Origin of the sequence: Trinickia sp. (assembly GCF_036503415.1) — a bacterium.
In the GTDB taxonomy this organism is placed as follows: domain Bacteria; phylum Pseudomonadota; class Gammaproteobacteria; order Burkholderiales; family Burkholderiaceae; genus Trinickia.
This window is the reverse complement of record NZ_DASXWY010000108.1, coordinates 47,959-60,265: the sequence shown is the minus strand read 5'-3', so window position 1 is coordinate 60,265 and position 12,307 is coordinate 47,959. Positions and strand designations below refer to the sequence as shown.

General features: G+C 62.5%; 12 protein-coding genes. 5 read left to right on the top strand and 7 right to left on the bottom strand.

Going from position 1 to position 12,307, the window contains the following annotated elements; all coding sequences use genetic code 11:
- From mctP to VGL01_RS14625, 3 genes are all read right to left on the bottom strand, one after another.
- On the bottom strand, positions 1-1,229 hold a 1,229-nt coding region (gene mctP / locus VGL01_RS14635; protein WP_331570492.1), incomplete at its 3' end, for a monocarboxylate uptake permease MctP.
- Positions 1,226-1,423 (bottom strand): DUF3311 domain-containing protein, encoded by a 198-nt coding sequence (locus VGL01_RS14630; RefSeq protein ID WP_173256069.1) that lies wholly within the window; start codon positions 1,421-1,423, stop codon positions 1,226-1,228. The genes VGL01_RS14630 and mctP, both read right to left, overlap by 4 nt.
- A 343-nt stretch (positions 1,424-1,766) precedes the next feature.
- Entirely contained in the window at positions 1,767-3,878 is a 2,112-nt protein-coding gene (locus VGL01_RS14625; protein ID WP_331570490.1) for a serine/threonine protein kinase, read from the bottom strand.
- A 415-nt stretch (positions 3,879-4,293) separates the two neighbouring features.
- On the opposite strand from VGL01_RS14625, the gene VGL01_RS14620 reads away from it, so the two are divergent.
- The 3 genes from VGL01_RS14620 (at position 4,294) to VGL01_RS14610 (ending at position 5,344) form a co-directional block, all read left to right on the top strand.
- Positions 4,294-4,563 carry a hypothetical protein gene (locus VGL01_RS14620; RefSeq protein WP_331570488.1) on the top strand — a complete coding sequence of 90 codons (270 nt, stop codon included), beginning with the start codon at positions 4,294-4,296 and terminating at the stop codon, positions 4,561-4,563.
- Between the two features lie 98 nt (positions 4,564-4,661).
- Complete coding sequence (locus VGL01_RS14615; RefSeq protein ID WP_331570486.1) at positions 4,662-4,928, top strand: hypothetical protein; 267 nt, start codon at positions 4,662-4,664, stop codon at positions 4,926-4,928.
- A 191-nt stretch (positions 4,929-5,119) separates the two neighbouring features.
- Positions 5,120-5,344: a hypothetical protein gene (locus VGL01_RS14610; RefSeq protein ID WP_331570484.1), complete on the top strand. Its 225-nt coding sequence runs from the start codon at positions 5,120-5,122 to the stop codon at positions 5,342-5,344.
- A 52-nt stretch (positions 5,345-5,396) separates the two neighbouring features.
- Here VGL01_RS14610 and VGL01_RS14605 read toward each other — a convergent pair whose 3' ends face one another.
- Together VGL01_RS14605 and VGL01_RS14600 are read right to left on the bottom strand one after the other, a co-directional pair.
- The gene (locus tag VGL01_RS14605; RefSeq protein WP_331570482.1) at positions 5,397-5,651 is read right to left on the bottom strand and encodes a hypothetical protein; all 255 of its coding nucleotides are present in this window, start codon (positions 5,649-5,651) and stop codon (positions 5,397-5,399) included.
- A gap of 72 nt (positions 5,652-5,723) precedes the next feature.
- Complete coding sequence (locus VGL01_RS14600) at positions 5,724-6,203, bottom strand: lecithin retinol acyltransferase family protein (RefSeq protein ID WP_331570480.1); 480 nt, start codon at positions 6,201-6,203, stop codon at positions 5,724-5,726.
- Between the two features lie 513 nt (positions 6,204-6,716).
- On the opposite strand from VGL01_RS14600, the gene VGL01_RS14595 reads away from it, so the two are divergent.
- Both VGL01_RS14595 and VGL01_RS14590 read left to right on the top strand, forming a co-directional pair.
- Complete coding sequence (locus VGL01_RS14595; RefSeq protein WP_331570478.1) at positions 6,717-7,001, top strand: hypothetical protein; 285 nt, start codon at positions 6,717-6,719, stop codon at positions 6,999-7,001.
- Between the two features lie 22 nt (positions 7,002-7,023).
- Positions 7,024-7,800 (top strand): PP2C family protein-serine/threonine phosphatase, encoded by a 777-nt coding sequence (locus VGL01_RS14590; protein WP_331570476.1) that lies wholly within the window; start codon positions 7,024-7,026, stop codon positions 7,798-7,800.
- A 60-nt stretch (positions 7,801-7,860) separates the two neighbouring features.
- On the opposite strand, the gene VGL01_RS14585 is transcribed toward VGL01_RS14590, so the two are convergent.
- Entirely contained in the window at positions 7,861-9,204 is a 1,344-nt protein-coding gene (locus VGL01_RS14585) for a sigma-54 interaction domain-containing protein (protein ID WP_331570474.1), read from the bottom strand.
- A gap of 33 nt (positions 9,205-9,237) precedes the next feature.
- Positions 9,238-12,303 carry a peptidase domain-containing ABC transporter gene (locus VGL01_RS14580; RefSeq protein ID WP_331570472.1) on the bottom strand — a complete coding sequence of 1,022 codons (3,066 nt, stop codon included), beginning with the start codon at positions 12,301-12,303 and terminating at the stop codon, positions 9,238-9,240.
- Positions 12,304-12,307 lie beyond the last annotated feature (4 nt).

Genomic DNA, 12,307 nt, shown 5'->3' with positions numbered 1-12,307 from the left:
TGCAGGATCCATACGCCGCCGAGCAGCTGCATATCGATCGCATATTGCGTGGGCAGCGCGATGATGAACAGCAGCGCGCCGAACTTCACGACGAGCGAGACCAGCTTGGCGTTCGATGCTTCCTTTTCAGGCGTGGCGTTCGGCGCAATCAAAGGTTTATAAAGATTGCGCGTGAACAAGTTCGCCGCACCGATCGACATGATCGCGGCCGGCACCAGCGCACTGATCGCGATGGCCGCGGCGGCAAAGCCCACGAACCACGACGGGAACAACGTGAGGAACAGCGTCGGCACCACATCGGACGGCGACTTCACGTGCACGCCCGCGGCGATCGCCATGTATCCGAGCAGCGCGATCAAGCCGAGCAGCACCGTATAGGCCGGCAGGAAAATCGCGTTCTTCTTGACGGTGGCGGCGGAACTCGACGAGAGCACACCCGTCAGCGTGTGCGGATACATGAACGCCGCCAGTGCGGAGCCGAGCGCGAGCGTCGCATAAGCCGTGAACTGCGACGGCTTCAGCAAAATGCCCGTTGCGCCGCCTTTGGCCGTGAAGTACTTGTCCGCCGTGTCGAACAGCGCGCCGTAGCCGCCGAGCTTGGCCGGAATCCAGCAGATCGCGACGATCACGACGATGTAGATCATGATGTCCTTCACGAACGCGATCATCGCGGGCGCGCGCAGGCCGCTTGCATACGTATAGAGCGCGAGAATCACGAACGCGACGATGAGCGGCAACTCGCCCGTGACGCCGAGGCTCTTGATGACGACTTGCATGCCGACGAGCTGCAGCGCGATGTAGGGCATCGTGGCGACGATGCCGGTCACGGCGATCGCTGCCGGGAACCACTTGCCGCCGAACACGCCTTGGACGTAGTCGGCCGCGGTGATGTGATTGCCTTTCTGGCACGCCTGCCAGAGCTTGGGCATGACGGCGAACACGAACGGATAGACGATGATCGTGTAGGGCAAGGCGAAAAAGCCATAGGCACCCACCGAATAAACGAGCGCGGGCACGGCAATGACCGTATAAGCGGTGTAGAAATCGCCGCCTACGAGGAACCAGGAGATGACAGTGCCGAATTGGCGTCCTCCGAGTCCCCATTCATGTAATTGCGTCAGGTCGCCTCGTTTCCAGCGCGCGGCGACGAAGCCGAGCACCGTGATGAGCGCGAAGAAAACGATGAAGATCGCGAGGGCGGTGGTGTTGATCGCAGTCGGCTCGGTCATTTGGCGCTCCGGTAGACGGCGTACATCAACAATGAAGTAATGGGCACCCAAAGGAACTGGTACCAGTAGAAGAACGGAAAGCCGAGCAATGAAGGACGCGCGCCGTTATAGAACGGCAGCCATAGCAGTGCGAAATAAGGCAACAGCAAAATCAACGGCAACCACGCGCGGCGTGGTGGGCTGGAGGTCTCCATACCATCTCCTTAGGGCTGACGAGGAATAGAGCGGCGTTCCGCAGCTGCGGGCCGACATTCGTTGTCTTTTATTAACTATCGTGGGCAGAATCGAGCCAAACGCGAAGCTTGCTTTGAGGAGCTGGCCTGTCCTTATGCAAATCGGGTGCGATTGACGGGCGTAGTATTCGCGGTCGGTACGTCGTCCGCAAGCGCATAACTACTTAGGGGTGCTACGTAGAATTACGTAGATGACTTGTCCGCCGTGGACGATGTCGCACGGGCGCGGCTTCCCGACACCGGATGGCTCCAGCCGGTTCGTCTGGCCGGTCGGAAGTCGCTGCTTGGCGATTTCGAGCCGTGCTCAATGCCCCGCGCGCGTCGTGATCTGCGCGTAGTCGACGCCGATACGCGCGGGTCCGTACTTCTCGCCGATCTGCTTCAAGCGCTCGTTCATCGCGGCCAGATAGCCCGCACGCGGTTCCGAATCCGGCCGCATCGTGTCGAAAAGCGGTGCGGGCGTCAAGACGACAACGATCATCTCGGTGCCGAAAGGCTTGCCGATGACCCAGTCGCCCATGCTTCCGATCGTCGCCTTGTAGTTCGGCGGCGCCTGGTTGTCTTTTGCTCGACGGCTCGGCACGAGATGCACCACGCTGCCGTCGAGCACGTAGTAGTCCACGTTGACATACGTGTCATAGCCGGGTGTCGTCACGTCCAGCACGAGCGGGCTGCCTTCAGTCAGTTGTCCGTTCTGAGCCTTCGTGCGTATCGATGTGCCCGCGGCGACACCGCCCGCTTGATGCGTCGACGTCCAGTACGGCGCCAACGCTGTCACCACGTCGCAGTTGTTCTCGCCGACCGGCTGCACGTCGATGCTCGGCGCCGTTGCTCCGGCGAATCGCGCAAGCGAATCGCGCAATCGCGTGACGCCCGTGTGCCCTTCGACATAGCCTCGAACGTGCAACGCGTTGCCGTCGATCGATGCGCTCAACGATGAGCACGGCTGCGCGGCGAGCACCGGGGTCACCGCTGCAAGCGACAGCGGCGCGGGTGTCGGTGGCGATGCGTGCGTTTTCGCCACGGCTGGCGGTTGCGGTTGGCCACTGCCGGAGCGCGGGCCGGACCACTCGCGGTAGCCATACCAAAGTGCCGCAACTGCGATCAGTGCAGCTAACGAAACGCTCGCCCCCTTCCACACGGCGGGGCTCAAGCGACGCATCGCCTGCCGCGAAGGCTGCGGCGCTCCCGCCGGTTGCGGGGCCTTGACGGGCGGCGAAGGTCGCGATGGCCGCGGCGGCGATGGCGGCGCGTGCAACCGGACGCCCATGCCCTCGAGAAACCGTTCGACGCTCGGCGTGCGCGTCGCACGATCGAACGATAACGACTCGCTCAGCGTTCGCCACTGCCGGCGATCGAGGTCCTTCGGGCGCTCCGGCTGCCGCTTCTCGCCGCGCGCCTGGATGGCCGATACGCGATTGAACGGATGACGCCCCGTCAGCAGCTCATAGGTCACGCAGCCGAGGGCATAGACATCGTCTCGCGGGTCCGGCTCGCGATGCTCGAACATTTCGGGGCTCGCGTAGGCCGGCGTGATGCCGCCAAGCGTTGCCGGATCGAACACCGTCACATCGCTCTCTTCGTCGGGACGCGTGAGCGCACGCGCGATGCCGAAGTCGATCACCTTCACTTCGCCGGCATCGGTGAGAAACACGTTGGCAGGCTTGAAGTCGCAATGCACGAAGCCGCGCTCGTGCGCATAAGCGAGCGCGCGCCCCATGCCCGCGATGACCGGCAACGCCTTCTCGTAGGGCATGCCCGCAAAGCCGGGCTCGCGCAGCAGCTTGCTGAGCGGGTTTCCCGAGAGGTACTCCATCGTGATATAGACGATCGGCCCGTCGCGGTCGAAGTCGTAGACGGTGACGATGTTGCGATGCGCGAGCGTCTGCGCTTTGCGCGCTTCGCGCTGCAAGGCGATGAGCGAACTGGGTTGGCCGCGGAATTGAACGTTCAACACCTTGATCGCGATATACGGCTTGCGATCGGCAGCTTCGAGCTTGCGCAGATCGAGTGCCTTGTAGACGGTGCCCATGCCGCCCACGCCAAGGCATTCCTCGAGTACGAAGCGCCCGTTGAGCGTGTCGCCGATGCCCTTCGCACGCTCGAACGTGCCCTCGGCGGGCTCGACCGCGGAGTTCGGCGACGCCGCACGCCTCACCGGCGGCGACGCCACCTGCACGCGCGTTTCATCGCCAAAACCGGCTTGCGTGCCCGCAAACCGTTCGATGTGGCGAATGAGCTCGGCATAGATGTCGTCGGGCAGCGGATCTTTGGTCTGCGTTTCGTCGAGCGTTTCACGCAGCCGCGCACAGTTGGCGTGGTCGAGCGCCAGCGTGCGATCGATCTGCATGATGAACGCGTCGTGCGACAACGCACCCCTTCGGAAGGTCTCGATCAGCTCCGCAAGGCTCGTCATGCATGCGCCTCTCAGGCTTCTAAACAACGCTTTTTTCCAACGTACGCGACGCTTCGCCGTGTCTTCACGCCAGTCCAAACGCGCGCTCGTCGATCGATACTAGTCTGCGCCGAGACCTTGCGCAATCGGTGCCCGAACTCAGCGTGCGAAGCAACACACAGCTGTTGCCCGCCGAACAACAGGTGAGCGCGGTGTGTCGGCACGCGACCATCACCGCCGGCCGCAATGCGCTATCGCCCGCCGTGCGAAAAACCCGGTCGAAATCCAGCAAAGGCTTAGCCGGAGGCGTTTTCCGCCCAATCGGAACGCCTGCGTCGCGCGCCTGGCATAGCCTGTGCAGTAAGAGACCCGAGCCCGCAACACTTGCAGCTCACTATCCTCGAAGTCCCTTTGCCTAATCTTTTGGAGAACTGTCATGAAAACGCTGATGATCGAAGACCTGAGCGTCGCCAAAGAACTCGACGGCCGTGCAATGTCCGCAGTGCGCGGCGGCACACTGGGCTATTACTGGCCGCTGTCGTACTCGCCCGTGCATGTCACCGATACGACCAACTTCAGTGCGCAGCAGGTCATCGGTCAAACGAACAGTATCGTGAACAACACGGGCAACAACGTCGCCTTCGCGAGCGGCATCCACTCGACGGTCAAGCCCACGCAAACCGCCTCGAACACGATCAATTTCTGATCGTGCGAGCCTCGCCGCCATGGAGGCGCCAAGCTTCCGTGGCCGGCGGCCGCGCGCCGCCTCTGCGCCCCGCCCACACCCTTTTTCGGAGTAATGTCATGTCATCCATCATCATTCGCGAGTTGGCGCCCGACTCGGGACTCGACCGCAAGGTCATGTCCCGGATTCGCGGCGGCACCAATTCGTGGCTCGCGGGGCTCGGCCCCATCGCCAATGTCACGGTCGGCGTGAGCCAGAACATCGAACAGAATCAGGCTGTCGTCGTCAACGCTCTCAACAACAACGGCGTCATCGGCGCGGACTTGGGCCCGCTCAAGTTCAACGTCAATCCGTCGCAGTTCGCGAGTACCGGCTTCCGTCTGTAAGCCGACGGCCGTACTCGTCGATCAAGGCAATCGAGACTGTGCCGTCTCGGTTGCTTTTTTTCGTCGCCGCGCTCGGCCAGCGAGTGCCCGAATCACCTCCTATACTGAATGGCACGTTGTGCGTCTTGCACGGCCGCTTGGCCTCGGAGGCGCCGACGCATCGTCACGCTGTTTTGTCGCGCGGAGTCCCCATGGCCATGCTCGTGATTCACGATCTCCCGGAGAGCGTCGAGCTCGATAGGCAAGCGATGTCCGCCATCACGGGCGGCTCGATGGTTCAAGCCCATCAAACGCTATTCACGCGTCGGCAGACATTCACCGGTTTTCCTCAGACAACCGTCGTCGAAAAGGCTGAATCAGTCGAGCCATTCGCCGGCACGGGCGCGCTGCGCATGCACACTACGCTGTTGCGCTAGCGCGTGCAGCCGCACGGAAATACCCGACACTCGAACTCCGGCCACGCCTGAATCAAGCAGCGAGTCGCAACATCGCAGGCCGTGCAATGGCAGGCGGGAATACGCACCACGAGCCGTCGTCGTGGCGGAAGAAAAAGATCGAGAGCGTGCCCGTAGTATGCGCGGCTTCAACGAGAACGTAACGATGCCGGGCCAGCGCCATGCGGCCGATGCGCCTCACGCGAGCCGGTACGGACGGCGTGGGCGCGAGCCACTTGTCGACGAGTTGACGAAGCGCTGTGGCAGAGCATGCCTGGTCGGAGTTCATTTGTCGTCTCCCTGTCGGTTCGGCGGCGGGCACTCTGGTGCGGGTGTCAGTGGTGGGTGGATGGTCTTGCGCTCACGCTGCGAGCGCCATGCGGCCGATGTCGCTCGGCGCCTGGTACTGACGGCGAGCTGCGATGAAGGCGCGATACATGCCCGTCATCGCGCGCATTGCAACGGCCGGATGCCGCGCACACGCACGGACCTGTTCGCTGCGGGCCGCCCCTTCGAGGCACCATGTGCAAAAGTGTTCGCAGTTGTTGGTAAGCAGCCTGTAGTGGTTTTCGCCGAGGCGCGAGCGCGCGCGTTGTACGGCTTCGAGGCCGGCGTAGCGGGCGTTCGGTTCATCGATGACGTCTATCCCATGACCCGCGGCAAACCGTTCGAGCGACACTTCCTCCACCGGACCGCGATGGAGGGTCGTGCAAAAACCTGCGTAGTGAACGACGTTGCCGTTGCCGACGTAGATGCCGTGATGGCTGTAGCCGGCGCGACGCGAGACCAAATGAGCGCCGAGGGCGTATTCGGTTTCTGCTGATTGGAGGTGGGTGTTCATGGCGCTCGTCCGTCTGAGTGATGTCGGCAAGTCCAAGGTGCGAAAGGGTTTGCCTGTTGCCGACTAATCTGCATCGACTATGCCAATGCGAGCAGAGCCTTACGGAGCAACGCTGTGCGGATATCACTGCTAATGACGGGAGGCGAACCGTCTGGCTCGACCCAACATTTCACGCGGCATTGTGTTGGTGTGCGGGCATCCATCGATCGATATCGACGATTGCCCGGCAGGCGCGCTCTAGTGTTGGTTCGGCACGCACTGCCGCAGCGTCGTTGTCGGGCGTGTCCCGACACCTCGTACGGGCGAGAAGACGGCAGGAGAATGACGGCTATGGAGCCGCGTGCGCCAGCGGCTTGCCTGACGGGGCTTCCAACGACGAGCCTGCCGCGCATTGCGCGCCCAGGGCCTCATGGTATGGGGCTTGCATGATCAGGCGAGAAGCGCGTGGCGGTCATCCGCCCGCCCGCGTATCGTTCCTAAGCACCCGCCACCGCAATACGAAGGAGAACGGTCATGGCCGTCATCACGATCACCGACTTGAACACGACGCGGGAGATGCCGCGTCACGCGATGTCGCTCATCCGCGGCGCCGGCGCACCCTGGGTGTTCGGCTGGATTCAGCCTTTCGCGCCGCCCGTGCCGAGTATCGGCCCCGTCGTCAATCTTTATCAAACCAACAACACGTTCTACGCGAATCAAATCGTCAATCAGTTTCAGAATATCGATGTGAACAACGCGGGCTCGAATTCGAATCTCACCGTCGTCGCGGGTGAAAACGGCAGGAACGGGCTGGGCTGAAACGATTCACGGGCGGTGGCTCATGGCAACCGAACTCATCTGGACATCGGCGTCGTGCAGCGACGTCGGCCTGGTACGCAACGTCAACGAGGATGCTTGCCTCGATATGCCTCGGCGTGGCCTGTGGGCCGTGGCCGATGGCATGGGGGGGCACGCGGCGGGAGACGTGGCGAGCCGCCTGGTCGTCGATGCACTCGCGGCGCTTCCCGAGCCTGACAGCCTCGCGCAGTTCGTTGCGGCGGCGCGCGACGCGCTTCAGTCGGTGAACCTAAAGCTGCGCGAGCAAGCGGCGCTGCGGCGCGTGCGCGCGATCGGCAGCACAGTGGCAGTGTGCCTCGCGAGCGGACGCGGCTGTGCCCTGCTATGGGCCGGCGACAGCCGCGTCTACCACTACCGCGATGCATGGCTGCAGCAGCTCACGCGCGACCACAGTCAGGTCGAAGAACTGAGAGCACAGGGCTATCTGACGGGCGAAGAAGCGCGCAATCATCCGGCGCATCACTTGATCACGCGCGCTGTGGGTGCGGCGGATTGGCTCGAGCTCGATGAGGCGCGTGTCGATCTGTGCGATGGCGACGTACTCCTCATTTGCAGCGACGGACTCACGAACGAAGTCGGCGACACAAGCATCGCGCTCACCCTGGCCCTTGCGCGAAGCGACTGCGTCGAGGCCGCGCACGCGCTCGTCGATATGGCGCTGCAAGAAGGCGGTCGCGACAACGTATCCGTCATCGTGATACGCGTCGACGATCCCGGTGCCACCGACCGGACGCTCGTCAATCCTTCCGTCGCGAGGTAACGGCTACGGCCGGCCGCACGGGTGAACGAAGGTGAAAGCGGTGCGCAGGTTCACGCCTATCTATAACGGGCCCTCGCCCTTCCCGGACGCGGTGCCGCTCTGATGACGAAAGTCCTTCGATCGAATGCCGTGCTTCTTGAGCAGCATTTGCAGATGCGAACGATTCATCTCGCAGCGTCGCGCGAGCTCGGCCACCGTGCCGCCCGTTTCCAGCAGTCCGCGTTCGAGAAAAGCGCGTTCGGCCTCATCGCTCGCGGCACGCTTTGCCTCGGAGAGCGAGATCGGTACTGCCGATGTGCTTTGAATGCCCTCGCCGCTATCCGCATCCCGGTTGAGCGCTGAAACCGTGGCGAGCGCAAGCTGTTCGCGCGGCCGAATGTCCTCAGGCAGGTGATGGAGATCAGCCACGTCGCCGGCGAGACAGGAGATCCGATAGATGAGATTGCGCAACTCGCGGATGTTGCCGGGATACGCGTAGTTGAGCAGAAACTCGCGCAGCTTCGGCGTCATTTTGACAGGCCGACGCTTGAGCACTTCCGCCGCCTCGTCACCGAAGTACGAGAAAAGCAGCGGAATCTCGTCGCGGCGCTCGCGCAACGACGGGAGCGTCAGGTGAATCACGCTCAGCCGATAGAAGAGATCCTCGCGAAAGCGGCCCTGCTCGCTCATCTGACGCAGGTTGCGGTTGGTCGCTGCGACGATGCGGGTGTCGACCGCGATCGTCTCGTCCGATCCCACACGCTGGATTTCATGCGCCTCGAGCACGCGCAAGAGCTTCACCTGGCCGCTGAGCGGCAGCTCGCCAATCTCGTCGAGAAAGATCGTGCCGGTATGCGCGCTTTCGAACTTGCCTTTGCGATCGCTCGACGCCCCCGTGAACGCGCCCTTCTTATGGCCGAAGAGTTCCGACTCGAGCAGATTGTCTGGAATGGCGCCGCAGTTCACGGAGATATAGGGCTTGTCCGGGCGTGAGCCGTTTGCATGAATGACCTTCGCCATCAGTTCCTTGCCCGTGCCGCTCTCGCCATCGATGAGCACCGGCAGGTCCGTCGGCGCGGCCTTTTCGGCGATCTCGAGCGCCGCGAGCAGCGTCGGATTGTCGCCGAAGGTTCCTTCGAAGATGAAGCTGCGATCGATGAGCGCCTGCTTGCGCATGCGAGCGGTGAGCTCGGGCGCGCTGACGGCGTGCGGCTCGAGCTCCGCGGCCTCCACGAAACGCTCCTTGCGCGAGAGCTGCATGACATCGTCGCGCAGCGTGTTGGCCTGATTGAGAAGCTTCTCGATATCGCCGCGCTCGAGCTTGGGCGCCCAGCGCAGCATCGAGCGGAAAATCTCGATCTTCTCCAAAAGGCCGGCGTAGGAGACGGTCGTGCTGCCGAGACCGACAGGATTGAAGAGTTTCATGGCAGCTATCCAGGTTAGCGTGGGCCTTGTCCATCACATCAACTGCTTCTGAACCAGCTGGTAATACATGCCCTTGCGTTGCACGAGTTCATCGTGCCGCCCGTCTTCGACGATCGCGCCGTCGTAAAGCACAAGGATCTTGTCGGCGCGCATGATCGTGCTCAGACGGTGCGCGATGATGACGGCCGTGCGTCCCGCCAGGATCTCCTGCATGTTCGCGAGGATGTTGCTCTCCGATTGCGTGTCGAGCGAGGACGTCGCTTCATCGAATACGATCAACCTCGGGTTGTGATAAAGCGCACGCGCGATGCAAAGCCGCTGGATCTGCCCGCCCGATAGCCCCACGCCGCGCTCGCCGACGATCTGCTCATAGCCGAGCGGCATCTTGCTGATGAACGCATGTGCGTCCGCCATCTTCGCGACCTCCTCGATGCGGCGCCGGTCCGGACTTGCATCGCCGCACGCGATGTTCTCGGCGATCGAGCCGGAAAACACGAGATTGGTCTGCATGACGTAGCCGATCTGCGCGCGGTAATACGCTTGATCGACGTTGTTCATATCGTAGCCGTCGACGACGATCTTGCCATCGGTCGGCGTATAGAAACCCACGAGCAGCTTCGCGAGCGTCGTCTTGCCCGAGCCGCTTCTGCCGACGATTGCCACCATTTCGCCCGGCTTGATGTCGAAGCTGATGTTCTCGAGCACATAGGGTGTTTCGTTGCTGCCGTAGCGAAAATAGACGCCGCTTAGCTTGATATCGCCCTGCAGATCCGGAAGCAGCACGCGCGACGCGCATTCGGCGGGCTTTTGCTCGGGCTCGATGTCGAGCACGTCGCCTAGCCGCTCCATTGCCACCGCCGCATCGTTCATGAGACTCCACAGCCCCACGAGCCCCATCAACGGCGCGAGCACGCTACCCATGAAAGCGTTGAACGCGATCAACTGGCCGATGCTCAACTCCTGTGCGAGCACCAGCTTCGCGCCAACCCAAAGGATCACGATCGTAGTGGCGGCATTGAGCAACTGGCTGCCGAACGCAACCAGGATATGAAACGATTGGGCGCGGTACTGCACGTCGAGCGCTTTCGCGTACTTGCGCTCCCACTTGAGCCGCACTGGCCGCTCGATGCCCATGCCCTTCACCGTCTCGATGCCGCCAAGCGCCTCCATCAGCAGCGATTTCGCGTCCGTCGAAGCCGCGAACACATCGCGCGCAAAACGCTTGATCCTCGGCGTGGCGATCGCCGTCACGGCCATGATAGGCACGACGAAGGCGATCAAGAGCAACGTCATCTGCACGTTGTAGAGAAACATCACCGTAAAGTAGATGACGATCATCAGTAGGTTGAGCACGGTCGTCACCGTCGATTCGGTCAGGAATGCGCGGATCGTCTGGTTCTCCTGGAAGCGTGCGAAGACATCGCCCGTCTTTCGCTTTGCAAAAAACCCGAGCGGCAGCGACATCGTGTGCTTGAAGAACTGCGACATCATCGAGAAGTCGAGGCTGCGCACCATGAAATTCGAGAGATACGCACGAATCGTCGACATCAGCTGGGTGAACAGATTCGAAATGACGAGGCCCACGATCAGCAGATTGAGCAGGCTCACGTTCTGATGAACGACGACGCCATCGAGGATGTTCTGAATGATGAGCGGAGGGATGACGCCGAGCACCTGAATGACGAACGTCGCAAGAAAAAGATGCGCGAGGATCTTCTTGTACGGCCTCAGATAACCGACGAAGCGCACCCATGGCGAGCGCGACGCCGCGCCTCGGGTGCTCGCCTCGCCGGCCGTGAGGAGCAGACACGTGCCGCTCCAGCCGCGCTCGAACTCCTCGAGCGTGAGCTTGCGAAATCCGAGCGCCGGGTCCGCGACGCGCACCCAGCGCTTCGAGACACCATAGACGACGACGTAGTGATAGCCCTCCCAGTGCACGATGAACGGCAAATCGAAACCGCGCATTGCCTCGTAAGTGCATTGCACGCCGCGTGCCGTGAAGCCGAGCGATTCCCCCGCGCGCGCGAGGCTGTCGAGCGTTGCGCCTTGTGTCGTGACATTGGCGAGCTCACGCAGCTTGCCGAGTGTCATCGGAATACCGTGATGGCGGCATATCATCGCGAGACAGGCGGCACCGCAATCCATCTCCTCGGCCTGCTCGACAAGTGCAAAGCGCTTGATGAGCTTCGCACCGAATTCGTCGCTTGCGCCGAGATCGAGCGTGACAGGCCGCTTACGCCGCTCGGCGAGAAGCTTGTGGCGCTGCAGCTCGCGGTCCATGAAACGAATGCGCTCTTCGAGCACTTCGCGCAGTTTCGGGTTGCGCTCGAGCATGAAGTGCAGGGTCTTCTCCGGAATGACGATGAGCCGCACTTCCGTCACGGCCGTCACCGTGGCCTGCTGTTCCTGCCGCAGCACGCAAGCGCGCTCACCGAAAACCGAGCCGGCGCCGAGCGTGGCGAGCGGATAATCCTCGCTGTCCGCGCGATATGTCACGCGTACTTCGCCTTGGCGCACGACATAAAGCCGCATGTCCTCGCGAGAGCCCTGCTCGAGGATGGCCTTGCCCGCCGTGACACGCTTGACACCTACGCTCGAAACGTACTCCGCAAGCTCCGCGCGCGTCAGCTTGCCGCGCAAATCGAAGAGCCGTGCGACAAAACCGCCGGCGGAGCTGAGGGCCACGTAACTCGTCACGAATGAACGCGCGGCATCGTTGCCGGCAAGCGCAGCCTCGATCGCAATGCGCGGAATGAACAGCAGCTCGGCCTTCGATGAGGCCCGCACCGAGGCCTCGTGCCAATACTTGCGCAACATGGCAATCTCGCCGAATGCCTCGCCCGCCTTGCGCACGCCGAGGCTCGTCTCCTTGCCGTGCTCCTCGATGAAAAGACGCACCGTGCCGGCTCGCACCACGAAAAGTCCGTCGGCAGGCTCACCGCGGCTGCATACAGTGTCGCCGAATGCGAACGTGCGCGGCACCGCCTGCGCGGCGAGGCGCTCGAGCTCGTCGCGCGTAAAGAGCGACAACGGCTCGACAGCGGACAGAAATTCGACCAGAGACTGAACTTCGGCCGGTGCCGGGATTTGCGCGTCCATGGAT

Excerpts from the sequence above, each read along its gene's own strand:
- VGL01_RS14615 (WP_331570486.1), top strand. The coding sequence starts at position 4,662 with ATGTCATCCATCATCATTCGCGAGTTGGCGCCCGACTCGGGACTCGAC.
- VGL01_RS14585 (WP_331570474.1), bottom strand. The coding sequence starts at position 9,204 with ATGAAACTCTTCAATCCTGTCGGTCTCGGCAGCACGACCGTCTCCTAC.
- VGL01_RS14620 (WP_331570488.1), top strand. The coding sequence starts at position 4,294 with ATGAAAACGCTGATGATCGAAGACCTGAGCGTCGCCAAAGAACTCGAC.
- VGL01_RS14630 (WP_173256069.1), bottom strand. The coding sequence starts at position 1,423 with ATGGAGACCTCCAGCCCACCACGCCGCGCGTGGTTGCCGTTGATTTTG.
- VGL01_RS14610 (WP_331570484.1), top strand. The coding sequence starts at position 5,120 with ATGGCCATGCTCGTGATTCACGATCTCCCGGAGAGCGTCGAGCTCGAT.
- VGL01_RS14600 (WP_331570480.1), bottom strand. The coding sequence starts at position 6,203 with ATGAACACCCACCTCCAATCAGCAGAAACCGAATACGCCCTCGGCGCT.
- VGL01_RS14590 (WP_331570476.1), top strand. The coding sequence starts at position 7,024 with ATGGCAACCGAACTCATCTGGACATCGGCGTCGTGCAGCGACGTCGGC.
- VGL01_RS14625 (WP_331570490.1), bottom strand. The coding sequence starts at position 3,878 with ATGACGAGCCTTGCGGAGCTGATCGAGACCTTCCGAAGGGGTGCGTTG.
- VGL01_RS14595 (WP_331570478.1), top strand. The coding sequence starts at position 6,717 with ATGGCCGTCATCACGATCACCGACTTGAACACGACGCGGGAGATGCCG.
- VGL01_RS14605 (WP_331570482.1), bottom strand. The coding sequence starts at position 5,651 with ATGAACTCCGACCAGGCATGCTCTGCCACAGCGCTTCGTCAACTCGTC.
- VGL01_RS14580 (WP_331570472.1), bottom strand. The coding sequence starts at position 12,303 with ATGGACGCGCAAATCCCGGCACCGGCCGAAGTTCAGTCTCTGGTCGAA.